General features: G+C 66.5%; 16 protein-coding genes. 10 read left to right on the plus strand and 6 right to left on the minus strand.

Annotation, left to right across the window (positions count from 1 at the left end):
• Window positions 1-50: 50 nt before the first annotated feature.
• Window positions 51-1,484 carry a sugar porter family MFS transporter gene (locus ACI3K3_RS12640; RefSeq protein WP_404914152.1) on the plus strand — a complete coding sequence of 478 codons (1,434 nt, stop codon included), beginning with the start codon at window positions 51-53 and terminating at the stop codon, window positions 1,482-1,484.
• A 115-nt stretch (window positions 1,485-1,599) separates the two neighbouring features.
• Here the strand turns inward: ACI3K3_RS12640 and ACI3K3_RS12645 are convergent, their stop codons facing one another.
• Together ACI3K3_RS12645 and ACI3K3_RS12650 are read right to left on the minus strand one after the other, a co-directional pair.
• On the minus strand, window positions 1,600-2,655 hold the full coding sequence (locus tag ACI3K3_RS12645; protein WP_404914154.1) for a LacI family DNA-binding transcriptional regulator: 1,056 nt from the start codon (window positions 2,653-2,655) through the stop codon (window positions 1,600-1,602).
• 109 nt (window positions 2,656-2,764) lie between these two features.
• Window positions 2,765-4,858, minus strand: coding sequence for an alpha-glucuronidase family glycosyl hydrolase (locus ACI3K3_RS12650; RefSeq protein WP_404914156.1), 2,094 nt, complete (start codon window positions 4,856-4,858; stop codon window positions 2,765-2,767).
• Between the two features lie 242 nt (window positions 4,859-5,100).
• Between ACI3K3_RS12650 and ACI3K3_RS12655 the strand changes: the two genes are divergently transcribed.
• The 8 genes from ACI3K3_RS12655 to ACI3K3_RS12690 all read left to right on the plus strand — a co-directional run bounded on the left by ACI3K3_RS12655 (window position 5,101) and on the right by ACI3K3_RS12690 (window position 18,942).
• Entirely contained in the window at window positions 5,101-7,482 is a 2,382-nt protein-coding gene (locus ACI3K3_RS12655; RefSeq protein WP_404914158.1) for a glycoside hydrolase family 3 N-terminal domain-containing protein, read from the plus strand.
• 11 nt (window positions 7,483-7,493) lie between these two features.
• The gene (manD, locus tag ACI3K3_RS12660) at window positions 7,494-8,705 is read left to right on the plus strand and encodes a D-mannonate dehydratase ManD (protein ID WP_404914160.1); all 1,212 of its coding nucleotides are present in this window, start codon (window positions 7,494-7,496) and stop codon (window positions 8,703-8,705) included.
• A gap of 23 nt (window positions 8,706-8,728) precedes the next feature.
• Complete coding sequence (locus ACI3K3_RS12665; RefSeq protein WP_404914217.1) at window positions 8,729-10,021, plus strand: MFS transporter; 1,293 nt, start codon at window positions 8,729-8,731, stop codon at window positions 10,019-10,021.
• Window positions 10,018-11,430 carry a glucuronate isomerase gene (uxaC, locus tag ACI3K3_RS12670; protein WP_404914162.1) on the plus strand — a complete coding sequence of 471 codons (1,413 nt, stop codon included), beginning with the start codon at window positions 10,018-10,020 and terminating at the stop codon, window positions 11,428-11,430. The genes ACI3K3_RS12665 and uxaC overlap by 4 nt, the downstream gene beginning before the upstream one ends.
• Entirely contained in the window at window positions 11,427-12,887 is a 1,461-nt protein-coding gene (locus tag ACI3K3_RS12675) for a mannitol dehydrogenase family protein (RefSeq protein WP_404914164.1), read from the plus strand. The genes uxaC and ACI3K3_RS12675 overlap by 4 nt, the downstream gene beginning before the upstream one ends.
• Window positions 12,884-14,563, plus strand: a complete 1,680-nt coding sequence (locus ACI3K3_RS12680; protein ID WP_404914166.1) for a DUF5597 domain-containing protein — start codon at window positions 12,884-12,886, stop codon at window positions 14,561-14,563. The genes ACI3K3_RS12675 and ACI3K3_RS12680 overlap by 4 nt, the downstream gene beginning before the upstream one ends.
• Before the next feature lie 135 nt (window positions 14,564-14,698).
• On the plus strand, window positions 14,699-17,617 hold the full coding sequence (locus ACI3K3_RS12685; protein WP_404914168.1) for a TonB-dependent receptor: 2,919 nt from the start codon (window positions 14,699-14,701) through the stop codon (window positions 17,615-17,617).
• Between the two features lie 101 nt (window positions 17,618-17,718).
• Complete coding sequence (locus ACI3K3_RS12690) at window positions 17,719-18,942, plus strand: SGNH/GDSL hydrolase family protein (RefSeq protein ID WP_404914170.1); 1,224 nt, start codon at window positions 17,719-17,721, stop codon at window positions 18,940-18,942.
• 134 nt (window positions 18,943-19,076) lie between these two features.
• Here ACI3K3_RS12690 and ACI3K3_RS12695 read toward each other — a convergent pair whose 3' ends face one another.
• Both ACI3K3_RS12695 and ACI3K3_RS12700 read right to left on the minus strand, forming a co-directional pair.
• Window positions 19,077-19,949 carry a polysaccharide deacetylase family protein gene (locus ACI3K3_RS12695; RefSeq protein WP_404914172.1) on the minus strand — a complete coding sequence of 291 codons (873 nt, stop codon included), beginning with the start codon at window positions 19,947-19,949 and terminating at the stop codon, window positions 19,077-19,079.
• A gap of 12 nt (window positions 19,950-19,961) precedes the next feature.
• Window positions 19,962-21,092, minus strand: coding sequence for a glycoside hydrolase family 43 protein (locus ACI3K3_RS12700; RefSeq protein WP_404914219.1), 1,131 nt, complete (start codon window positions 21,090-21,092; stop codon window positions 19,962-19,964).
• Window positions 21,093-21,294: 202 nt separating this feature from the next.
• On the opposite strand from ACI3K3_RS12700, the gene ACI3K3_RS12705 reads away from it, so the two are divergent.
• Window positions 21,295-21,504, plus strand: coding sequence for a hypothetical protein (locus ACI3K3_RS12705; RefSeq protein ID WP_313434621.1), 210 nt, complete (start codon window positions 21,295-21,297; stop codon window positions 21,502-21,504).
• A gap of 86 nt (window positions 21,505-21,590) precedes the next feature.
• Here the strand turns inward: ACI3K3_RS12705 and ACI3K3_RS12710 are convergent, their stop codons facing one another.
• Both ACI3K3_RS12710 and ACI3K3_RS12715 read right to left on the minus strand, forming a co-directional pair.
• A complete protein-coding gene (locus ACI3K3_RS12710) occupies window positions 21,591-21,773 on the minus strand; it encodes a YbdD/YjiX family protein (protein ID WP_404914174.1) in 183 nt (60 codons plus the stop codon).
• Window positions 21,770-23,815 (minus strand): carbon starvation CstA family protein, encoded by a 2,046-nt coding sequence (locus ACI3K3_RS12715; RefSeq protein ID WP_404914176.1) that lies wholly within the window; start codon window positions 23,813-23,815, stop codon window positions 21,770-21,772. The genes ACI3K3_RS12710 and ACI3K3_RS12715 overlap by 4 nt, the downstream gene beginning before the upstream one ends.
• Window positions 23,816-23,943 lie beyond the last annotated feature (128 nt).

The raw sequence follows: 23,943 nt of genomic DNA on the forward strand, positions 1-23,943 counted from the left end.
TTCGCAGCGCCAATAATAACATCGCGCATCTCGATGAAGGGGAATGAGGAATGACTGCGGCGCAGAGCGGCCCGATTTCCGGGTCGGATACCCGGATCAACATGGCGTTCATCGTCGCCATCGTGGCCGTGGCCACGATCGGCGGCTTCATGTTCGGCTACGATTCCGGCGTGATCAACGGCACCCAGAAGGGGCTTGAGGCCGCCTTCGATCTCGGCAAGCTGGGCATCGGCTTCAACGTCGGCGCGATCCTCGTCGGATCGTCGATCGGCGCCTTCGCCGCAGGCCGCATGGCCGACGTGATCGGGCGCCGCGGCGTGATGATGCTCTCCGCCGTGCTGTTCTTCGTCAGCGCCCTGGTGGCCGGCGCGGCCGGATCGTCGGCGATCTTCATCATTGCGCGTATTGTCGGCGGCCTCGGCGTCGGCGCGGCCAGCGTGATCTCGCCGGTCTACATCTCCGAAGTGACCCCCGCCGCCATTCGCGGCCGCCTGTCGAGCGTACAGCAGGTGATGATCATCACCGGCCTTACCGGCGCCTTCATCGCCAACTTCGTGCTGGCGCGCTATGCGGGTGGCTCTACCGAAGCGCTCTGGCTGGACCTCCCGGCCTGGCGCTGGATGTTCTGGCTCCAGGCGATTCCGGCCGCGATCTACTTCTTCGCGCTGCTCGTCATCCCCGAAAGCCCCCGCTATCTGGTCGTCAAGGGCCAGGAGCCGCGCGCCCATGCCGTGCTCACCCGCCTGTTCGGCACGGCGGAAGCCGACCGCAAGGTGGCCGAGATCCGCGCCAGCCTGGCCGCAGACCACCACAAGCCCAAGCTCTCGGACCTGATCGAGAAGAGCACGGGCCGCGTGCGCCCGATCGTCTGGGCGGGCATCGGCCTTGCGGTGTTCCAGCAGCTCGTCGGCATCAACGTGGTGTTCTACTACGGCGCCACGCTTTGGGAGGCGGTCGGCTTCTCGGAAAACTATGCGCTCCAGACCAACATCCTTTCCGGCGTGCTCTCGATCGGGGCCTGCCTCGCGACGATCGCGCTGGTGGACCGGATCGGCCGCAAGCCGCTGCTGCTGATCGGCTCGGCAGGCATGGCGGTGACGCTGGCGACCGTGGCCTATGCTTTCTCCACCGCCGTCACCGGCGCGGACGGCGCCGTTTCGCTGCCCGGCAACAACGGCGTAATCGCGCTGGTCGCGGCCAACCTCTACGTGATCTTCTTCAACATGAGCTGGGGCCCGATCATGTGGGTCATGCTGGGCGAGATGTTCCCCAACCAGATCCGCGGCTCCGGTCTTGCGGTGGCAGGCTTCGCGCAGTGGATCGCGAATGCCGCCGTCTCGGTGAGCTTCCCGGCGCTGGCGGTCAGCCCCGGCCTGGCCGTGACCTACACCGGCTATGCGTTCTTCGCCGCCGTCTCGTTCTTCTTCGTCCGCGCCATGGTCAACGAGACCAAGGGCCGCGAGCTGGAAGAGATGGAAGGCTGAGTTCAAGCGGGCAGGAGACTTCGCTCTCCTGACCGCCCTGAAACGACAAGGCCCCCTTGCGACAGGTCGCAAGGGGGCCCCGTTTTTTCGTGGACGTCGTTCTTGCGGCGTTGGATCAGGCGGGCCCGGCGTCGGAATCCCGGCGGATCAGCTTGAACTCAGCGACGACGTGCGGCTGATCGCCTGCCGATCCGCCGCCGTTGCGGGCGCGGATCTCGCCGATCAGCAACCGTACCGCGCGGCGCGCCATGTCGGTTGTGGGCTGGCGGATCGTCGTCAGCTCGGGCCAGACGGAGACGGCGAGCGCGGTATCGTCGTAGCCGCAGACGGTAAGCTGGTTCGGCACGTCCAGCCCGCGCCGGTGGGCCACGGTGATGGCGGCGGCGGCCATGTCGTCGTTGGAGGCGAAGATCGCGGTGGGCGGGCTGTCGAGGTCAAGCAACTGCGCCGCTGCCTCCAGTCCGGAACGATAGGTGAAGTATCCCTGCGCCACCAGCGCGGGATCGAACGGCAGGTACAGCGCCGAAAGTGCCTCGCGGTAGCCGTCGAGACGCTCGGCGCTGGCGGTCTGGTTCGGGTGGCCGGTGATGAAGCCGATCCGCCGATGTCCCAGCGCGGCCAGATGATGCGTCATCGTGAAGGCCGCCTCGCGGTCGTCGATGCTCACGGACAGCGCCCATTCCGGCGCCCGGCCCGTGGCGACCGCCACCACCGGCACGTCCGCATTCTTGAGCGCTTCCAGCACGGCCGGCGAATCGCTGAGCGGCGGCGGCAGGATCGCGCCGTCTATGCGGGTGCGGAGCAACTGCGCCACCGCCCTTGCTTCTCCGCCTTCCTCGTTGCAGGGCTTCACCAGCAGCTGCGCATTGGCGGCGCTGGTTTCCTCCAGGGCACCGACCAGGAATTCGCTGAGATAGGCGAAGCTAGGGTTGGAGTGCAGCAGCCCGATCCGCAAGTCCTCGCCCCCGGCCAGTGCGCGCGCGGCGGTGCTGGGGGCGTAGTTCAGTTCGGCGATGGCCGCTTCCACCTTGCGGCGGGTTTCCTCGCGGACATTGGCACCCTTGTTGATGACGCGGCTCACCGTCATCGGCGATACGCCCGCGAGACGGGCCACGTCGTCGATCTTGGCGCTGGAGCGCTGCTTGCGCGGACCTCTGGTTTGGCTGCTCATCTGGTTCCCCGGCGGATCCCCGGCGTCCAAGAGGAGCGCCGGGGAATGTTCGCTAACACCACAAGTCGCCTTGGTAGCGCAACCAGCGAAGCATTGTCAGTTAGGGTTGTCAGTGAGGATGGCCGGGCGCGAGCGGAAAGTCCTGGGCCTTGTACCAGGCCAGATCGTGCTCCGGCGCGGCAACGCCATCGGGCAGCGGCAGGCCGTTGACCGACATCCAGTAAGCCAGGCTGGCATCGCGCCACCACTTGGCCTCGTTGTGCTGAATCTGGAGATAGCTGGCGGTCTTCTGCCAGCGCTCGGCATCGACGAGGCCCTTCACGCCCTGCCACTCGGACTGCATCTGCGCGACGGTGGCGACGCCGCGATCGTAATGAGTGACCATCTCCTGCCAGAGCGTGCGGCCGGACTTCATCTTCCAGTCCCACGGCAGGTGATGGAACCACAGCAGTTCGCCTTCGGGCGTCGTGCGGGGATCCGCCAGCAGCTTCGCCACCGCCGGCTCGTACTGCGCCACGGCGTTGCTGCCGGTCTTCGTGCGGTCGAAGCCGATGCCGTTCCTGTCGGCCTTATGGTAGTAGACCGGGTTCCATTCAGGCCGGGCGAGATCGCTGATCCACGGACCCGGACCGTAGTGGTGGCCGGTGCCCATGACATGCGCGAGCCCGAGCGGGCCGGTATAATCGACCACCGCCTCGCGCGAGGCCATCATCATCTTCACGGCGGTATCGACCACGCGCGGATCGTTGCCGAAAGTCTGCTGCGCCCATTCGCGGGCGATCCTGTCGGCCGAAAGCGTCGGATCCCAGGCGAGGCGGCCGAAGGCGTACCAGTTGGCCTGGTTGAAGGTGGAGCCCGACCAGTCCCGGTCACGCCCGACATTGGCGACACCGGCAATGCCGCTGAGCTTATGCCGATAGAGCGAACCGTCGACCACTTTGGCCACCGTCGACCCCTTACCCCTGGCGTGGGTATCGGCCTCCAGCACTTCCTCGAACATCGTGCCGAGGTAGGCCAGGTGGGTGGCGAAGCCCAGGTATTCCTTGGTGATCTGGAGTTCCAGCATCATCGGCGTCTTCGGCATGGCGCCGAACAGCGGGTGGAACGGCTCGCGCGGCTGGAAGTCGATGGCGCCGTTCTTCACCTGCACCAGCACGTTGTCCGCGAACTTGCCGTCGAGCGGCTTGAACTCGGTATAGGCCTGCTTGGCGCGGTCGTCCGGGTCGGTTTCGGCATAGACGAAGGCACGCCACATGACGATGCCGTTATGGGGGGAGACGGCGGCGGCCAGCATGTTGGCGCCTTCCGCATGGCTGCGATGATAGTCGCGCGGGCCGGGCTGGCCTTCGCTGTTAGCCTTTACCAGGAAGCCGCCGAAATCGGGGATTTCGCGGTAGATCTCGTCGCTCTTGGCCTTCCACCAGGCCTGGACTTCGGGGTCGAGCGGATCGGCGCTCTTGAGATGGCCGATTTCGATCGGCGCGGAGAAGCGGGCGGAGAGATAGACCTTGATGCCCCAGGGCCGGAACACTTCGGCCAGGGCCTTGGCCTTGGCGATATAGGGCGCGGTCAGGCTTTCGGGCTTGGCGTTGACGTTGTTGAGCACGATGCCGTTGATGCCCAGCGCCGCATTGGCGCGGGCATAGTCGGTATAGCGCGGATCCTTGAAGTCCGGCAGGGTCCACCAGTCCCACAGAGACTGGCCCGCATATCCGCGCTCCACTGAACCGTCGAGATTGTCCCAGTGGTTGAGCACGCGCAGGCCGATCTTCGGGGCGGACTGCAAGTCGATCGCGGCGAGATCGGCGCCGGTCTTCTGCGCGCGGATCAGCGCGAAGGCGCCGTAGAGCACGGCGCGGTCGGTCTTGCCGGTGACGATCAGGGTCTTGCGGCCATCGAGCGTGGCGGCGCGGATCAGATAGCCTTCCTCGCCCAGCGAGGTCACCGGCAGGCGCAGCGCGGCAAGCGCCGGATCGTCGATTTTCGCCAGGACCACCGGAAGCGCAGAGGCGGCAAGGTCTCGGCGCAGTTCTTCGGCGGCGCGGTCCAGCGTTTCGGACTGGCCGATTACGCGGATATCCGTGGCGGGCGAACTTGCGGGGGCCAGCCAGAGGTCGTAGCCATCGTTTGCAAAGGCCGGAGCAGTCGCAAGGCCAAGGGCCATCACGCATGCGCCCATCGTCAGAAGCCGCTTCTTCATCATCCTCCCCTGTGTCCCAGATCATGGCCCGAGGGCCGAATTAATTAGCGCCGCGATGCCATTGACAAGCTCGTTCATTGTCGCGCATGATAACGCTAACACACAAAGTTCAGGGCAGGCAACAGTGTTTGCCGCCCGATCGGGAAATGGGCCCAAGAGTGCCCGGGGATGCAGGGGAGAACGATGATTTTTCCGGTTTGTCTGACGGTTGCGGGATCGTGCGTCCCGGCTGCGGAGACGCGCGCATGATCGCCGCTCCCATGAAGCGCCGCGAACTGCTGCGTTGGGGCGCGGGTGCCTCGATGCTGGCCTTCCTGCCGCTTTCCGCGCGCGCCGCAACGCCGCTTTACAAGGATCCCAAGGTTCCCGTCGACCTGCGCGTCAAGGACCTGATGGCCATCATGACGCTGGACGAGAAGGTGGCCCAGCTCATCACGCTCTCCACCCGCAAGCGTGAGATCATGGACGAATCGCGCGCTTTCGATCCGGCGCGCGCCAGCCAGGCGCATCCGAACGGTATCGGCCAGATCGCCCGCCCGTCCGACCGGGGCGGTGCAGCCACGGCCAACAACACCGGCACCGACGTCACCGGCCGTTGGCGCAAGCCCGCCGATACCATCGCTTTCGTCAATGCCACCCAGAAGTGGGCGCGCGAGCGGACCCGGCTGGGCATCCCCGTGCTGTTCCATGAGGAATCGCTCCACGGCTACATGGCGCCCGAAGCCACCAGCTTCCCGCAGGCCATCGCCATGGCGGGCAGCTTCGACACCGACCTGGTGGAGCGCGTGCAGTCGGTGATTGGCCGCGAAGTGCGCGCGCACGGCTCCACCCTGGCGCTCTCGCCGGTGGTGGACATAGCCCGCGACCCGCGCTGGGGCCGTATCGAGGAGACCTTCGGCGAAGATCCCTATCTCTGCGGAGAAATGGGCGTCGCCGCCGTGCGCGGCCTTCAGGGCGAAGGCAAGGAACTGGCCGAGGGCAAAGTCTTCGCCACGCTCAAGCACATGACCGGCCACGGCCAGCCCGAGGCAGGCAACAACGTCGCCCCGGCCCCGCTCGGCAAGCGCGAGCTTTACGACAGCTTCTTCCCGCCGTTCCGCGAAGTGGTGCGCCGCACCGGTATTGCTGCGGTCATGCCCTCCTACAACGAGATCGACGGCATCCCCAGCCACGCCAACCGCTGGCTGCTGACCGACGTGCTGCGCGGCGAATGGGGCTTCGACGGCGCCATCCTCAGCGACTACGCCGCGATCGGGGAACTGGCGAGCTTCCACCACCTCGCCAGCGATATCGAGGGCGCGGCGCGGCTGGCGCTTCATGCGGGCGTTGATTCCGACCTTCCCGATGGTGAAGGCTTCCGCACCCTGGCCGACCAGGTACGCAAGGGGCTGGTGCCGCTTGCCGCCGTCGATGCCGCCTGCCGCCGCATGCTGACGCTGAAGTTCCGCGCCGGCATGTTCGAGGCCGGGCCGGTCGATCCCAAGGCGTCTGCCAGGCTCACTGCCAATGCCGAAGCCCGCGCGCTGGCGCTGGAAGCGGCGCGCAAGTCGATCTGCCTGCTCAAGAATAGCGGTGTGCTGCCGCTGACGGCGGGCGCGCAGAAGCGCATCGCCGTGATCGGGCCGAACGCCAATGTCACCCGCCTCGGCGGCTATTCGTCCGAGCCGCGTTCCAGCGTGAACCTGGTCGAAGGCATCAAGGCGCGCGTCGCGGGCAAGGCGGAAGTCGTCTTCGCGCAAGGCGTGTTCATCACCCAAAGCGAGGACCGCTCGGCCAACGAGGTGCTACTGGCCGACCCCGCGAAGAACCGCGCGCTGATCGCGGAGGCCGTGGAGACGGCCAAGGGCAGCGACGTGATCGTGCTGGCCATCGGCGATACCGAGCAGACCAGCCGCGAAGGCTATGCGAAGAACCACCTCGGCGACCGTACCGACCTCGACCTTGTGGGCGAGCAGAACGAGCTGTTCCGCGCCCTCAAGGCGACCGGCAAGCCGGTGATCGTCGTCGCGCTCAACGGCCGCCCGCCTTCGTGGCCGACCGTGGCCGAGCAGGCGGACGCGATCCTGGAGTGCTGGTATCTCGGCCAGGAAGGCGGCACCGCCATGGCCGAGGCGCTGTTCGGAGACGTCAATCCGGGCGCCAAGCTGCCGGTCACCGTGGTCAAGGACGTCGGGCAGGTGCCCTTCTTCTACAACCACAAGCCCTCGGCCAAGCGCGGCTACCTCTTCGCGGAGACGGCTCCGCTCTATCCGTTCGGTTTCGGCCTCAGCTACACCACCTTCACCGTGGGCGCGCCCAGCCTCTCGGCACCGCGCATCGGCCTCTCGGGCAATGTCACCGTCTCGGTGGACGTGACCAATACCGGCCAGCGCGCAGGCGATGAAGTGGTGCAGCTCTATGTCCACGATCAGGCCGCCAGCGTCACCCGCCCGGTCATGGAACTGCGCGGTTTCCGCCGTGTCACGCTGAAGCCCGGCGAGACGCGCAAAGTCGAGTTCACCCTCGGCCCGGACGATTTCAGCCTCTGGAACGAGGACATGCGCGAAGTCGTCGAACCCGGCCTGTTCGATATCCTGGTCGGCGCCAGCAGCGCCGATCTCAAGACCACCACTCTCGAAATCGCCTGAGGATCCATCCCATGCCCAAGATAGTCGATGCCAAGGTCATCATCACCTGCCCGGGTCGCAACTTCGTCACGCTCAAGATCACTTGCGACGACGGCACCACCGGCGTGGGAGACGCCACGCTCAACGGCCGTGAAATGTCGGTCGCCAGCTATCTGACCGACCACGTCATCCCCTGCCTGATCGGCCGCGACGCGCACCGCATCGAGGACGTCTGGCAGTACCTCTACAAGGGTGCCTACTGGCGCCGCGGCCCGGTGACGATGACTGCCATCGCCGCCGTCGACATGGCGCTGTGGGACATCAAGGGCAAGATCGCCGGCCTGCCGGTCTACCAGCTGCTAGGCGGCGCCAGCCGTGAAGGCGTGATGGTCTATGGCCACGCCAACGGCACGACGATCGAGGACACGATCAACGTCGCCCTCGATTACCAGGCGCAGGGCTACAAGGCGATCCGCCTCCAGTGCGGCGTGCCCGGCATGGCCTCGACGTATGGCGTCTCCAAGGACAAGTATTTCTACGAGCCCGCCGACGCCGACCTGCCGACCGAGAACGTCTGGAACACCGCGAAGTACCTGCGCGTCGTGCCCGAACTGTTCAAGGCCGCGCGCGAGGCGCTGGGCTGGGACGTCCACCTGCTGCATGACATCCATCACCGCCTCACCCCGATCGAGGCCGGCCGCCTGGGCAAGGACCTGGAGCCCTACCGCCCGTTCTGGCTGGAAGACGCGACGCCTGCCGAGAACCAGGAGGCGTTCAAGCTCATCCGCCAGCACACCACCGCGCCGCTGGCCGTGGGCGAGATCTTCAACTCGATCTGGGACTGCAAGGACCTGATCCAGAACCAGTTGATCGACTACATCCGCGCCACCGTGGTCCACGCGGGCGGCATCACGCACCTTCGCCGCATCGCCGCGCTGGCCGATCTCTACCAGATCCGCACCGGCTGCCACGGCGCCACCGACCTCTCGCCGGTCTGCATGGCCGCCGCGCTGCACTTCGACCTTTCGGTGCCGAACTTCGGCGTGCAGGAATATATGCGCCACACGCCGGAAACCGATGCGGTCTTCCCCCATGCCTATACCTTCGAGAACGGCATGATGCATCCGGGCGAAGCGCCGGGCCTGGGCGTGGACATCGATGAGGAACTGGCCGCCGGCTACGAATACAGCCGCGCCTTCCTGCCGGTGAACCGCCTCGAAGACGGCACGATGTACAACTGGTGATCGCGGTGAACGGCGTGACGCCCATCAAGGACCAGGGCGCCGGACCGAGCAAACCCTCGGGCCGGATCCGCTGGATCGTCTGCGCGCTCCTCTTTGCGGCGGTGGTGCTGAGCTATGTGGACAGGCTGGTCCTGCCCACGCTCAAGCCCGAGCTTCAGGCGCGCTACGGCTGGAGCGAGAGCGGCTATGCCGACCTCGCGATCTGGTTCCAGGCGGGCTATGGCATTGCCTACGTGTTCTTCGGCCGCCTGATCGACAAGATCGGCGCGCGGGCGGGCTATGCCCTGGCCGTGACGCTGTGGACGGTCGGCCACATGGCACACGCGCTGTTCACTTCCACCAGCGGCATGCTGTTCGCGCGCATCCCGCTGGCCATCGGCGAGGCGGGGACGTTCCCCGCCGCCATCGCCGCCACCAACGAATGGTTCCCCAAGCGCGAGCGCGCTTTCGCCATCGGCATCTTCAACGCCGGCTCCAACGTGGGCGCGATCCTGACGCCGCTGGTGGTGCCGGTGATCGCGCTGACGCTGGGCTGGCGCTGGGCCTTCATCCTCACCGGCCTGCTGACGGTCCTGTGGCTGGCGGCCTGGCTCGGCTTCTACCGCCGCCCGCGCGACAAGAAGAACCTCAGCGCCGAGGAACTGGCCTGGATCGAGGCAGATCCGGTGGAGAAGCCGCGCCCGGTCAAGTGGCGCGCGCTGTTCGGCTATCGCCAGACCTGGGCCTATATGCTGGGCCGTTTCCTGATCGATCCGGTCTGGTGGACGTTCCTGTTCTGGCTGCCGGACTTCTTCAACAAGCAGTTCGGCGTGAAGATGCTGGACTTCGGCCCGCCGCTGATCGCGGTCTACCTGCTGGCGGACGTCGGCTCGGTGCTGGGCGGCTGGGCTTCCTCGCGATTCATCGGCCGGGGCTGGACCATCAACCGCTCGCGCAAGACCGCGATGTTCCTGGCCGCGCTCTGCGCCGTGCCGATCGCGCTGGCGCCGAATGCGCCGGGGCTGTGGACCGCCGTGGCGCTGGTCGGCCTTGCCTGCGCCGGGCACCAGGCGTTCTCCGCCAACCTCTACGCGCTGCCGGGTGACACGATGCCGCGCTGGATGACCGGCTCGGTCGTCGGTCTCGGCGGACTGGCCGGTGCGCTGGGCGGCATGCTCATGGCCAAGTTCGCCGGCACAATCCTCGAAACCGTGGGCAGCTACGAGCCGATCTTCGTCGTGGCTTCCTGCGCCTATCTCGTGGCGCTTGGCGTCATCCACCTGATCCTTCCCCGCTACCAGGTCGCCGATCCCGACCGCGAGAAAGCCACAGCATGACTCGTCCCCTCGTTCTCCACCCCGACCGCCTGTTCCCCGCCGATCCGGGCACCCGCGCCATTGCGCGCGCGCTCTACGAGGGCGTGAAGGATCTGCCGATCGTCAGCCCGCACGGTCATACCGACCCGGCCTGGTTCGCCTATGATGAGCCGTTCACCGACCCCGCCTCGCTGCTGATCGTGCCGGACCACTACGTGTTCCGCATGCTCTATTCGCAGGGCGTCGCGCTGGAATCGCTGGGCGTGCCCAGCGTGGACGGCAGCCCGGTGGAGCAGGATCCGCGCAAGATCTGGGCGATCTTCGCGAAGCACTACCACCTGTTCCGCGGCACCCCTTCGCGCATGTGGCTGGACTGGGTCTTCGCGGAAGTGTTCGGCCTCGACGTGCTGCTGGATGAGAGCACGGCGGACCACTATTACGAGGTGATCGACGCCGCCCTGAAGACGGAGGCTTTCCGCCCCCGCGCCCTGTTCGATCGCTTCGGCATAGAGGCCATCGCCACCACCGAAGGCCCGCTCGATCCGCTCGCCCATCACCGCGCGATCCGGGAAAGCGGCTGGAACGGCCGGGTCGTCACCGCCTATCGCCCCGATCCGGTCGTCGATCCCGAAACGCCGGGTTTCGCCGCCAAGGTCGCGAAGTTCGGCGAGATGGCGGGCGAGGACGTGTCGACTTACGCAGGCTATCTGGCCGCGCACCGTTTCCACCGCGCCCGCTTCCGAGAGGCCGGAGCCACCTCGACCGACCACGGCCATCCCAGCGCCCGCACCGCCGATCTCTCGCCCGAGGATTGCGAGGCGCTCTACCAACGTGTCCTGTCGGCACCGGGCAAGGATGACGCCGAACTGTTCCGCGCCCAACTCCTGACCGAAATGGCCGGGATGAGCGTGGAGGACGGCATGGTCATGCAGCTCCATCCCGCCGTCCATCGCAGCCACAACCAGGCCGTGCTCGACCGCTTCGGCCGCGACAAGGGCGGCGACATTCCGCTGCCCGGCGAATTCGTGCAGGCGCTTAAGCCGTTGCTGGACCGCCACGGCAACGACCCGCGCCTGACGCTGATCCTCTTCACGCTGGACGAGGATGTCTATTCGCGCGAACTGGCGCCGCTGGCTGGGCACTACCCCTCGCTGCGCCTCGGCCCGCCATGGTGGTTCCACGATTCCCCCGAAGGCATGCGCCGCTTCCGCGAGCGCGCAACCGAGACGGCGGGCTTCTACAACACCGTCGGCTTCAACGACGACACCCGCGCCTTCCTCTCGATCCCGGCCCGGCACGACGTGGCCCGCCGCATGGACTGTGCCTGGCTGGCGCAGCTCGTGGCAGAACACCGCCTGCCCGAGGATGAGGCGCATGAAGTCGCCCGCGCGCTTGCCTACGATCTCGTCAAGGCGGCGTACAAGCTGTGAGGCTTTCGAACGAGACTCTCGGCCAGGTTCCGGCCGCCGTCGCTCGGCCCGCCTATGACCGCGCGGCGGTCAGGGCGGGCGTCGTCCATCTCGGCATCGGCGCGTTCCACCGTGCGCATCAGGCCGCCGTGTTCGAGGCGGCGCTCGCGTCTGGCGATCTGCGCTGGGGCGTGATCGGCGTCTCGCTGCGCTCCGCTTCGGTGCGGGACCAGATGAACCCGCAGGACGGCCTCTACACCCTGCTGGTGCGCGAAGGGGAGGTGCAGACCCCGCAGATCATCGGCGCCGTGCAGCATGTGCTGGTCGCGCCGGAAGAGCCGGAGGCGGTGGTAGCCGCGCTGGCCTCGCCGGACACGCACCTCGTCACGCTGACGGTGACCGAAAAGGGCTATTGCCTCGATCGCAAGACCGGAAAACTCATGGCCGAGGACGCGGACGTCGCCGCCGATCTCGCGGGGTTGGAGCGTCCGCGCACGGCGGCGGGCTTCCTCGTCGCGGCGCTGGCGCGTCGGCGGGCGGGGGGCCTCGGCCCGCTCTCGATCCTCTCCTGCGACAACCTGCCTCACAACGGCGCGCTGCTGAAAGGCGCGGTACTCGCCATGGCCGAGGCACACGATCCGGCGCTGGCCGCATGGATCGCGGAGAGCTGCACGTTCCCGGCCACCATGGTCGACCGCATCGTTCCCGCCACCACGGACGAGGATATCGCCGGCCTTGCCGCGCTGACCGGCGTGGAAGACCGGGCGATGGTGAAGGCCGAACCCTTCCTGCAATGGGTCATCGAGGATAGCTTCGCAGGCGAGCGGCCCGACTTCGCCGCGCTCGGCGTCCAGCTGACCGACGCCGTCGCCCCGTGGGAGGAAGCCAAGCTGCGGCTGCTGAACGGCGCGCATTCGGCCATCGCCTATCTCGGCGGGCTGGCAGGCGACGCGTTCGTCCATGAATTCGTCGGCACCGCACCGGGGCTGCTCTTCGTCGAGCGGCTCTGGGACGAAGTCGTGCCTACGTTGGACCCACCCGCCGGGCTCGACATTCCCGCTTATCGCCGCGAACTGATGGCGCGCTTCGCCAATAGCGCGCTCCAGCACCGCACCCGCCAGATCGCCATGGACGGCTCGCAGAAGCTGCCGCAGCGCCTCCTCGCGCCGCTGGGCGCGGTGGTGGAGCAGGGCGGTTCCTTCGCAGCCATCGCGCTGGCCGTGGCGGCGTGGGTACGCTGGCAGGCCGGGACGACCGACGCGGGCGAGAGCTTCACGATCGACGATCCCGCCGCCCAGGCCCTGGCTGCAGCACTTCGCGGCACGGCCACGCCGCGCGCCCGGGTGACGGCGGCGCTCGGCGTGCTCGGCCATGTGCCCGACGCCGCCGCACTCGACGCTATCGCCGCGCACCTCGGCCATCTCGAAACCTCCGGCGCCCGCGCCGTGATCTCTGCATTCCTGGGAGAGAACGCATGACTTTCCGCCCTGCCTTCCTGGCAGTATCCGCGCTTGCCGTCAGCCTGAGCCTGACCACCCCCGCGCTGGCCGACGCCCCTCGCCTTGAACGGAAGGGCGATACGCAGCAGCTCATCGTCAACGGCAAGCCCATGCTGATGATCGGCGGGGAACTCAGCAATTCGGCATCCTCCAGCGCCGCCTACATGGAGCCGCACTGGAAGCGGCTGAAGGAGATGAACGTCGATACCGTGCTCACGCCGGTATCGTGGGAACTGATCGAGCCGACCGAAGGCACGTTCGACTGGTCTTCGGTGGATTCGCAGATCAAGGCGGCGCGGGCCAACGACCTCAAGCTGGTGATCCTGTGGTTCGGCGCGTGGAAGAACTCCATGTCCACCTACGTCCCCGCCTGGGTGAAGCGCGACCAGCAACGCTTCCCGCGCGCGCAGCTGCCCAATGGGCAGGGCGTGGAGATCCTCTCGACCTTCGGGGGCGAGACGCTCAAGGCCGACCAGCGCGCCTATGCCGCGCTCATGGCGCATCTCAAGGCGGTGGATTCCAAGGACAACACCGTCGTCATGGTGCAGGTGGAGAACGAGATCGGGATGCTTCCCGTCGCGCGCGACTACAGCGCGGCGGCCAATGCCGCCTATGCCGAGCCGGTTCCGGCCGAGCTGGTGAACTATCTGGTGGCGCACAAGGATTCGCTGGTTCCGGGCATGCGCAGGATGTGGCTGGAACAGGGCGCGCGCACCAGCGGATCGTGGGACGAGCTGTTCGGCGGCGGCGATGCGGCGGCGGAAGTCTTCGCCGCCTGGCATTATGCCCGGTTCGCGGACCAGCTCGCGGAGGCCGGCAAGGCCGCCTATCCGATCCCGATGTACGTCAACGTTGCGCTCAACCGTCCCGGTCGCATCCCCGGCGAGTACCCCAGCGGCGGCCCGCTGCCGCACTTGCTGGACGTGTGGAAGGCGGGCGGCCCGCACCTCGATTTCCTGGCGCCGGACATCTACTTCTCCAGCTTCGTGGACATCGTGAATGGCTACAAGCGGCCCGACAACGTGCTGTTCATTCCCGAAGCGCACAATTCCAACAATCCCAGCGGCCCGGCGAACGCCTTCTATGCCATCGGCCAGCTCGACGCGCTGGGATTCAGCCCGTTCTCCATCGACTCCGTGGACAAGGAGCCGGGACCGCTGAAGGATGCCTATGGCGTGCTCCAGCAGCTCAAGCCCTATATCCTGGACGCGCAGGGTACGGACCGCATGGTCGGGTTCAAACCGCGCCAGCTCTACGACGAGACGCTCGTCTACGAGCCCGACACCCGCGAAGTGGGGCCCTATCGCTTCACCATCGCCTATGCGGACATTCAAAGGCCGGTGGCGAATCCCGGCGCCGACGCTTCGCAGCCCGGCACCACCGCCGCCATCGCGGCGGCAGGCGGCATGATCATCCAGATCGGGCCGGAGGAATACCTCATCGCCGGGCAGGGGATTACCGTGACGTTCAAGCCGAAGTCGGGCGGGGCCGCACTGGCCGGCATCGATTCGGCATTCGAGGGCGAATTCGACTCGACCGGCAAATGGGTGCCCGGCAGACTTCTCAACGGCGACCAGACACACCAGGGCCGCCACATTCGCCTTGAGGCCGGAAAGTGGCAGATTCAGCGGGTAAAGCTTTATGGCTACCGATGAAAGATACCGCTAACATAAGTGTTGACGACCGCCGGCACTGAGCATATTAAGTTTGATAATGATAGCGCTACCAGTGCTGGCGCACCCCACGATCCGACATGACGCGGACGTGGTTTACATGGGAGGGGATATCCAATGCGATCCAACCGTATTTCCGTTCGTGCCGTTCTCCTGAGCGCAGCCGCGCTCTCGGGAGTTGCCGCGCCTGCCGCCTTTGCGCAGGGTACTGCCCAGGATACTGCCGCCGACACGACCGTCGCCGATCCGGCACCCCAGAGCGATGAACCTTCGGCCGGCGACATCATCGTCACCGGCATCCGCGCCTCGCTCCAGAGCGCCACCAATGCCAAGCGCGACGCAGTGACCTTCGGGGATTCGATCTTCGCCGAAGACATCGGCAAGCTGCCCGCCACCAACCTTGCCGAAACGCTGAACCGCATGCCGGGCGTGCGCCTCAACCGCGACATCAACGGCGAAGGCACCCAGGTGGCCATTCGCGGTCTCGGCCCCAGCTTCACCCGTGTGCTGCTGAACGGCTCGCAGCTCCAGGTCGCGTCCGACGGCGGCACCAACGGCGGCAGCGCCAACCGTGAAGTCGATCTGGACTTCTTCCCGTCCGAACTCTTCACCCGCCTCGACCTTGCCAAGAGCCCGACGCCCTCGACCCTCGAAGGCGGCATCGCCGGCACCGTCAACTTGCGCAACGCCCGTCCCTTCGACAAGGAAGGCACCCACATCACCGCCGTGGCGCAGGGCCAGTACACCGACAGCAACGGCAAGATCAGCCCGCGCGGCGCGCTCGTCGCCAGCCATACGACGGATACCTTCGGCATCCTCGTCGGCGTGGCCGGCGTGAAGACCAAGACCCGCGTCGACGGCTTCGAGACCGTGGGCTGGGGCGACGGCAGCCTGGGGGCTGGCGATGCCGGCAACAACAACTGGAACTGGGCCTCTGTCGTCCCGGCCAATGCCGGTCACGGCCTCGTTCCCGGCCAGCCGGTGGACGTCGTCGCCACCTCTGGCCTGACGCGCAGCCAGCTCAGCACCGCGCTGCTTCCCCGCCTCGGCCGCAACAGCCTGACCACCGGCGACCGTTCGCGTATCTCGGCGCTGGCAGCGCTCGAATGGCGTCCCAGCGACGAGCTGCACTTCGCACTCGACGGCATCTGGGCGAAGTCCAAGCGCAACTACAACAAGATCAACATGAACTGGCAGGTCCGCAATTCGGGCCCCGGCACCGGCGCGCAGGCGACCGGCGGCATGATCCCGATCGACCTCACCGTGGATGACAACGGCGTGGTCACCAGCGGCACCTTCGCCAACTCGTCGTTCTTCCTCGAAGCCAGCCAGTTCAAGCAGACCACCAAGTTCTGGAACATCAATCCCAGCCTGACCTGGCAGCCTTCCGACACCGTGAAGGTGGAAGCCAGTGCCAACTGGTCGAAGAGCGAGTTCTTCCGCGAACAGCCGACCTTCGCGTTCCAGACTGCGCCGAATTCGGGCGTGGACGTCTACTATGACAACACCGGCGCGGCGAACCGTCCGCTGATCACCACCAACGTCGATCTCAACAATCCAAACCTCGGCTGGCAGTGGTATCGCCAGAACATCCAGCTCGTGCGTCGCAGCACCGAGACCAAGGGTGCCCACCTCGATACCACGATCGGCGACGATCAGTTCAGCATCAAGATCGGCGGCGCCTACGACCGGGCCCAGCGCTCGATCCGCGCTTATGACAACAGCACCGCCTACCAGCTTTCTGTCTGCGGCACGGGCTGCACCGGCGCCACCGGCACAGTACCGACCACCGCCATCGCGCAGTACCTGAAGCAGTTCCCGGTGAACAATTTCGGCCATCTCGCCAGCGGCAGCGTTGGTTACAACGCCTTCGTCGTGCCGGACTTTGACGCACTGAAGGCCGCCACCGACTACGCCAGCTATCGCGACAGCGCGCCGGAAGCACGCGGCGCGGTGACCGGCGGCGCCACGGGCGACATGGACGAGACGGTCTGGGGCGCCTACTTCGAACTGAACGGCGTAACCCAGCTGTTCGGCCGTGATCTGCATGCCAATGCGGGCATGCGTTATGCCCATACCCGCCAGGTCGTCGTCGGACCGAGCCAGGTCGGCACCACGATCGTCGATATCACCTCGAAGTCGAACTACGACAACTTCCTGCCGTCGATCAACCTGACCTACGACCTGCTGGACAACGTCAAGATTCGTGCCTCGGCGTCGCGCACCATGACCCGTCCGGACGCAGGCCAGATCCTGCCGGGCATCACCTTCTCCGATCCTTCGGCGCTGGTGGCGACCGCGGGCAATCCTGACCTGACACCCTACACCTCGGACAACTTCGATATCGGCGGTGAATTCTACACCGGCGGCATCGGTTACGTCGGCGTGTCGGCCTTCATGAAGAACATCCAGGGCTTCACCGAGACGCAGGTCACCAGCGCCAGCTTCGGCTCGCTGAACATTCCGTTCGACAGCCTGATCTCCACCCAGCAGGACGCCCTGCGCAACCGCGCAGCCGCCACCGGCGTGGCGATCGCCGACCTGCCGATCACGGTGAACCGCCCGATCAACCTCTCGGACCTCAAGATCAAGGGCATCGAAGTCACCTGGGTGCAGCCGCTGGACTTCCTGTTCCAGGGCCTAGGCTTCTCGGCCAACGGCACGTACCTGAAGCAGTCGTCGTCTTCGGGCCTGGTTGCCACCGGCGTTTCGCCCTATTCGTACAACCTTCAGGGCTTCTACGAAAACGGCGGCCTGTCGGTCAGCCTGAACTACGTCTGGAACGACAAGTCGATTGCCGTGAACGGTCCGCAGAACAACATCCCCGGTGCCGCGCTGCGCTCGGATGCCCGCGGCCAGCTGGACATGTCGGCCGGCTATCAGTTGCCCTTCCTCGACAAGGCCGTGCGCCTGACGCTCGACGTGCTGAACATCACGAACGAGCCGATCCGCACGACCTTCCAGTATTCGAACGCCGCCTACTCGGTCTATTATCCGGGCCGTCAGGTGCTGCTGGGCCTGCGCGCGAACTTCTGATCGCGTTCGATATTTCGTTCTTGTCAGGGATCTCCTCCTCCCTGAAACCTTCGAGCCGGCGGCCTTCGGTCGCCGGCTCTTTTCTTTTGAGGGTTGATATCATGCAGCCGAGAAACCGCCGACTTGCCGCGACCGCCGCAGCGCTGCTGATGACCCTGCCGGGAATTCCGGCGGCAGCGGCAGCCTGTCCCTGGGTGGCCGCCTGGGGCTCGTCGCAGATGGAGCCCGGCGCCGACAATGCGCTGCCGGCGGAGGCACGGCGCGATGTGACGCTGCGGCAGATCGTGCGGCCGTCGATCGGCGGCAGCGGGTTGCGGGTGCGGTTTTCCAACGCCTTCGGAGACGCCCCCCTGGTGATCGAGAGCGCGACTCTGGCGCGGGCGGTGCAGCCGGGCAGCGCCGCCGTGAATGCGGGTTCGGTCACGCGCCTGAGCTTCTCCGGCAAGCCCCGCGTCACGATCCCGCCCGGCGCCGACTGGCTCTCCGATCCGATCGACCTGCCGCTGAGGGCCTTCGACGATCTCGCGATCTCGATCCACCTCGCAGACGTGCCCGGCCGCCAGACCTCCCACCCCGGTTCGCGGGCAACCTCCTACTGGCTGGCGGGCGATCATGTGGCCGATGTAGACCTGCCTGCCGCCGCCAAGGTAGACCACTGGTACATGCTCTCCGGCATCGAGGCGCGTGCCTGCGGCGGCGGCGCCGTCGTGGCGCTCGGCGATTCCATCACGGACGGGCGCGGCACCACCACCAACGGCAACGATCGCTGGACGGACGTGCTTGCGCGTCGCCTGGGTGGCAAGCGGGCGGTGATCAACCAGGGCATCGGCGGGAACCGCGTGCTGCTCGACGGTCTCGGTCCAAACGCCATGACCCGGCTCGATCGCGACGTTCTGGCGCTTCCGGGCGTCACCCACCTGATCCTGCTGGAGGGGATCAACGACCTCGGCAATCTCACGCGTCTCCAGCCGGTCAGCGCCGGGGAACATGCGGCGATGGTCGAACAGATCACCGGCGCCTATGCGCAGATCGTGGCGCGCGCCCATGCCCGCGGGATCAAGGTCCACGGCGCGACGCTGCTGCCCTACATGGGAACGGAGTATTATCATCCCGACGCGGCCAATGAAGCGGACCGGCAGGCCATCAACGCCTGGATTCGCGAGCCCGGCAATTTCGACGGCGTGATCGATTTCGACAAGGTCATGCGCGACCCGGCCCGGCCGGACAGGCTCAATCCGGCCTATGACGTGGGCGATGCCCTGCATCCGAACCCAGCCGGGTACAAGGCCATGGGCGAGGCCATTCCGCTGGAGCTGCTGCGGTAGAGATGGAGGGTACGTCGTCCCGGACTTGATCCGGGACCGCTGGCCGTGAACGGCCCACGTTGCGCCGGGGCGCTGTCACGCAAGCTATCGCCTAAAGAATTGCCAGCGGTCCCGGATCAGGTCCGGGACGACGATCAGGTCGGGCAGATCTCATCCCCCGGTTTCGCGAGCGGAGTCGTCCGCAGCAAGGCCGGTGAAGGGCCGGGCCTTGCCGGGTCGGTCGAGGCGTAGAACGTGTCCTGCTGGGCCTCTTCCAGGGAAATGAACCGGAAGCCCATCTCGCGATAGAGCGCCAGCAGCCGTGGCAGCATCCGCGCCCCGAAGGCGCCGACGTGAAGCAGCAGGACATAGGGCACGTCCCGCGCGAACCTTTGCTGCGAAGCAGTGCGGGCTGCCTCGGCATCGCGGCGCGCGGCGTCCAGATAGCGGGCTTCCAGATCGGCGATTGCCGCTGCGTTCCCCTGGGCCGAGCAGCGCGCATAGGGCGCGTTCCAGGCCCAGTCATCGAACGAGAGGGTGACCCCGGCGATGCGATAGCCTCGCTCGGCCAGGGCCTTGCGAACGCTGTCGCGCGTCTCGGGATCCTTGCCCTCGACCAGGAAGGGATAGCGCAGTAGCCGTTTCATCCCGTCCGGGCCGAGCACGGCCTGGTTGTGGTCGATCTCCGCGACGAACTGCGCCGTGCCTACTTTGTCGAGATTGAGGTGGTTGTAGCCGTGATTGCCGAAAGGCAGCCCGGCCGCCCGCCAGTGCGTGAGCACGGTGCCGAGTTCGCCGGGCTTACCCTTGCCGGCGTTGACGAAGCCGAACGCCGGCGCTCGCTCGTGCTTCAGCGCCGCCACGATGGCGTCGATTACCGATACCGGCGTTTCGCCCGCCGGATATGGCGGGTGTGCGGGCAGGTCGTCGAAAGTCAGCGCCATCTGCGGAGCAGGCGCCGCGAAAGCAGGAAGCGGGATGGCGGCAAGCAGCGCCGCGATCAGCAGACCAGCGTGCCTTTTCGCCATCCCCGTCCGTCCTCAGCGTACGAAGGGATCGATGGTCTTGATCGTGCCGTCTTCGTTGTAGTGCAGCTCCGTCACCTTCACGTTGCGCAGGCGCGTCTGGCCGGAGAGCTGGCTGTCGGCATAGAACAGCCACCACTTGCCGTCCTTCTCGACGATCGAATGGTGCGTGGTCCAGCCTTCCACCGGCTCCAGGATGCGGCCCTTGTAGGTGAAGGGGCCATAGGGCGAATCGCCGATGCCGTAGGCGAGGTAGTGCGTGTCGCCGGTCGAGTAGCTGAAGTAGTACTTGCCGTTGTACCTGTGCATCCACGAGCCCTCGAAGAAGCGGCGATCATGGTCGCCGCCGAGCAGGAGCTTGCCCTTCTCGTCCACGATCTTCACCTCGCGCGGGGCCTCGGCGAATTCCAGCATGTCGCCGTTCATGCGGGCCACGCGGGGGAGCAGGGCGGGCTTGTCGTCGGCCTGGAGGTCGGTCTTGGAACCGTTGGGATCGTACTTGCTGTTCACGTTGCGCTGGAGCTGGCCGCCCCAGATGCCGCCGAAGTACATGTAGCTCTGGCCGTCGTCGTCGGTGAAGACGGCGGGGTCCATAGAGTAGCTGCCCTTGATCGGCTGCGGCTGCGGCTTGAACGGACCCATGGGATCCTTGGACGTGGCCACGCCGATGCGGAAGGCGCCCTGCTTGTCCTTGGCCGGGAAGTAGAAATAGTAAGTACCGTTCTTGAAGGCCGCGTCGGGCGCCCACATCTGCTTGGAGGCCCAGGGCACCTGGCTCACGTCCAGCGCCACCGGCCCGATGGTGACCTTGCCGCCAACCTTGTCCATCGACAGGACATGATAGTCGCGCATCTCGAAGTGGCTGCCCATGTCGTCTTCCACGGCGGGGCCGTCGATGTCGTGGCTGTTGTAAATGTAGAACTTGTCGTTCCACACATGGGCGGAGGGGTCGGCGGTGTAGATTTCGCTGACCAGCGGCTGCGACAGGTACTTCTTGCCGGACGCATCCGCCTGCGTGGCCCCCGCCTGTGTGACATCGGCCGAAGCGGTGGGTTCAGGCGCGCCGCCCGTGCCGTTGCAGGCGGTGATCAGGCCGCAGAAAGCGGTTGCCGCAAGGGCTGCGTGGATTCGCCTAGACACATCGATCTCCCGGTGGGTTTACTCTTGTGGTTCGAAGATAGCGCTAACATTTGAAGAGGGCAACCGCGAATGGTGTTGCTTCCCGGCGGACCGCGGCGAGCCTGCCCATCGCCGGGCTGGTGAGTTTACCGTAGCGAAACTCGAACTATCGTAATTGCCATTGCCGGGACCGCGCCAAGCTGGCACGGGCAGGTCGAGGGCAATGAACATGACGATCCTGCAAGACATCGAGAAACTCGTCGCGCGACTGGCGCCGGAGCCGGTCTGCGACGACTGCATCACGCAGCGGCTGGGCCTCAGCGTGCTCCATCATGCGGATGTCCAGACCCGCGAACTGGTGGGAACGAACGGCTTCGTCCGCAGCAAGGAGGCATGCAGCCTCTGCGGCGAGACCAAGCTGGTGATTCGTCGCCACTGAGGGGTGGGGGCGGGGCAGGATAGGCCCCACCTGACTTATGCGTCTTTTCCCACCGCCATCGTGCAAGCGTATCGGTAGCACCTGAATCAACAGCAGCGCCCGCCGTTCTTGCCGCCGTATCGGGCCTCCTGTCGATCCCTGAAGAACGCCGTGCGATCCATCACCGGGCGCTCCGGGTGATTCGCGGCCATGTGCCGGACGTAATCGTCATAGTCGGGTACGCCGACCATCAGACGGGCCATGCGGCGCAGGGTCCGCAGCAGGCTCACGCCACCACCGCAGCGGCTGGAATCTCATGGACGGTCGGCACGGCGCTGCGGCGCGAGGCCATGCAGGTGCGCCAGGTGAAGACCATCAGCGAGAGTACGACGGCCAGGAACACCGCCACCAGCGCGGCGTCCACGCGGTCGTTGAAGACGATGCGCTCCATCTGCTCGATCGACTTGGCCGGAGCCAGCAGCTCGCCCCGTTCCAGCGCGGCGGAAAACTTCGCGCCATGCGCCAGGAAGCCCACGGTGGGATCGGCGGAGAACAGCTTCAGCCAGCCCGCCGAGATCGTGCAGACCAGCAACCATGCGGTCGGCACCAGCGTGACCCAGGCGTAGCGGTCGCGCTTCATGCGGAACAGCACGGCGGTCGCCAGCATCAAGGCGATCGCGGCGAGCATCTGGTTCGATATCCCGAACACCGGCCAGAGCGTGTTCACCCCGCCCAGCGGATCGGTGACGCCCTGATGAAGGAAGAAGCCCCAAGCCGCCACGCAGAGCGCCGTTGCGATCAAGCCGGGCACCTGGCTCCGGCTGTCGTTGAGGCTGGGCACGGCCAGGGCCATCAGGTCCTGCAACATGAAGCGGCCCGCGCGGGTGCCGGCGTCCACGGCAGTGAGGATGAACAGGGCCTCGAACAGGATCGCGAAATGGTACCAGAACGCCTTCATCGCCGGTCCGCCGACGACGTGCGAGAAAATCTCGGCCATTGCGACGGCGAGCGTGGGTGCTCCGCCCGCGCGTGAGATGATGGTGTGTTCGCCCACGTCGCGTGCGGTCTGGGCGATAGCCTCGGGCGAGATGGGAAAGCCCATCGCGGTCACCGCTTGCGACGCGCTCGCGGCATCGGTGCCGATCAGCGCGGCGGGGCTGTTCATCGTGAAATAGATGCCCGGATCGAGGATCGAGGCGCCCACCAGTGCCATGATCGCCACGAAGGCTTCCATCAGCATGGCGCCGTAGCCGATCAGCGGGGCGTCGCTCTCGCTGGCGATCAGCTTGGGCGTGGTGCCGCTGGCGATCAAGGCGTGAAAGCCGGACACCGCCCCGCAGGCGATGGTGATGAACAGGAACGGGAACAGCCCGCCCGAAAACACCGGCCCGCCGCCGCTTACGAAGTCGGTCAGCGCCGGCATCCGCAGCGGCGGGGCCATGATGACGATGCCGATCGCCAGCGCGGCGATGGCGCCGATCTTGAGGAAGGTCGAAAGATAGTCGCGCGGCGCCAGCAGCAGCCAGACCGGCAGGACCGAGGCGACCGCGCCGTAGCCGATCAGGATCCAGCAGAGCTGCACCGGCGTGAAGGTGAACAGCGGCCCCCAGACCGGCGACTGCGCGATCGCCTGGCCATAGACGATGGCGGCAAGCAGGCCGACAAGGCCGAGGATGGAAACTTCGCCGATCCGGCCCGGCCGGATCCAGCGGGTATAAGCGCCCATCACCATGGCCAGCGGCACCGTGGCGGCCACGGTGAACATGCCCCAGGGGCTTTCCGCCAATGCCTTGACGACGATCAGCGCCAGCACGGCCAGGATGATCACCATGATCATGAAGGCGCCGAACAGTGCGATTGTCCCCGCCGTCTGGCCCATTTCCATGCGGATCAACTCGCCCAACGAGCGCCCGTCGCGCCGCATCGAGATGAACAGCACCATGAAATCCTGCACCGCGCCTGCCAGCACCACGCCGCCGATGATCCAGAGCGTGCCGGGCAGATAGCCCATCTGCGCCGCCAGCACCGGCCCGACGAGCGGCCCCGCGCCCGCGATGGCGGCGAAGTGATGGCCGAACAGCACGGTGCGGTCGGTCGCCACATAGTCCAGCCCGTCTGCGCGGCGGATGGCGGGGGTGGGCCGCGAGGGGTCCAGCTTCATCACATGGCGGGCGATGAACAGCGCGTAATAGCGATAGGCGACCAGGAAGCAGCAGACGGCGGCCACCACGATCCACAGCGCGTTCACGGCCTCCCCTCGGGAAACCGCGACGACCGTCAGCGAGACGGCGCCGACCAGGCCGGTGAGAAGCCAGGGCAAGTGGCGGATCATGGTGCACTCTCTCCTTCGGTGCGCGGCGTTTCCTCCGTGCATAAGGCGTTGGGCCGATGAAGGAACCCGAAAACTTCCGTCGGGTTATTGGCGAGGCTTTCTGCGCGGCATGTGACAGGCAACCAAAG

This window comes from Novosphingobium sp. ZW T3_23, assembly GCF_044987305.1.
In the GTDB taxonomy this organism is placed as follows: domain Bacteria; phylum Pseudomonadota; class Alphaproteobacteria; order Sphingomonadales; family Sphingomonadaceae; genus Novosphingobium.

Coding starts and splice junctions, on each gene's coding strand:
- ACI3K3_RS12640 (WP_404914152.1), top strand. CDS start 51: ATGACTGCGGCGCAGAGCGGCCCGATTTCCGGGTCGGATACCCGGATC.
- ACI3K3_RS12645 (WP_404914154.1), bottom strand. CDS start 2,655: ATGAGCAGCCAAACCAGAGGTCCGCGCAAGCAGCGCTCCAGCGCCAAG.
- ACI3K3_RS12650 (WP_404914156.1), bottom strand. CDS start 4,858: ATGATGAAGAAGCGGCTTCTGACGATGGGCGCATGCGTGATGGCCCTT.
- ACI3K3_RS12655 (WP_404914158.1), top strand. CDS start 5,101: ATGATCGCCGCTCCCATGAAGCGCCGCGAACTGCTGCGTTGGGGCGCG.
- manD (WP_404914160.1), top strand. CDS start 7,494: ATGCCCAAGATAGTCGATGCCAAGGTCATCATCACCTGCCCGGGTCGC.
- uxaC (WP_404914162.1), top strand. CDS start 10,018: ATGACTCGTCCCCTCGTTCTCCACCCCGACCGCCTGTTCCCCGCCGAT.
- ACI3K3_RS12680 (WP_404914166.1), top strand. CDS start 12,884: ATGACTTTCCGCCCTGCCTTCCTGGCAGTATCCGCGCTTGCCGTCAGC.
- ACI3K3_RS12685 (WP_404914168.1), top strand. CDS start 14,699: ATGCGATCCAACCGTATTTCCGTTCGTGCCGTTCTCCTGAGCGCAGCC.
- ACI3K3_RS12690 (WP_404914170.1), top strand. CDS start 17,719: ATGCAGCCGAGAAACCGCCGACTTGCCGCGACCGCCGCAGCGCTGCTG.
- ACI3K3_RS12695 (WP_404914172.1), bottom strand. CDS start 19,949: ATGGCGAAAAGGCACGCTGGTCTGCTGATCGCGGCGCTGCTTGCCGCC.
- ACI3K3_RS12705 (WP_313434621.1), top strand. CDS start 21,295: ATGACGATCCTGCAAGACATCGAGAAACTCGTCGCGCGACTGGCGCCG.
- ACI3K3_RS12715 (WP_404914176.1), bottom strand. CDS start 23,815: ATGATCCGCCACTTGCCCTGGCTTCTCACCGGCCTGGTCGGCGCCGTC.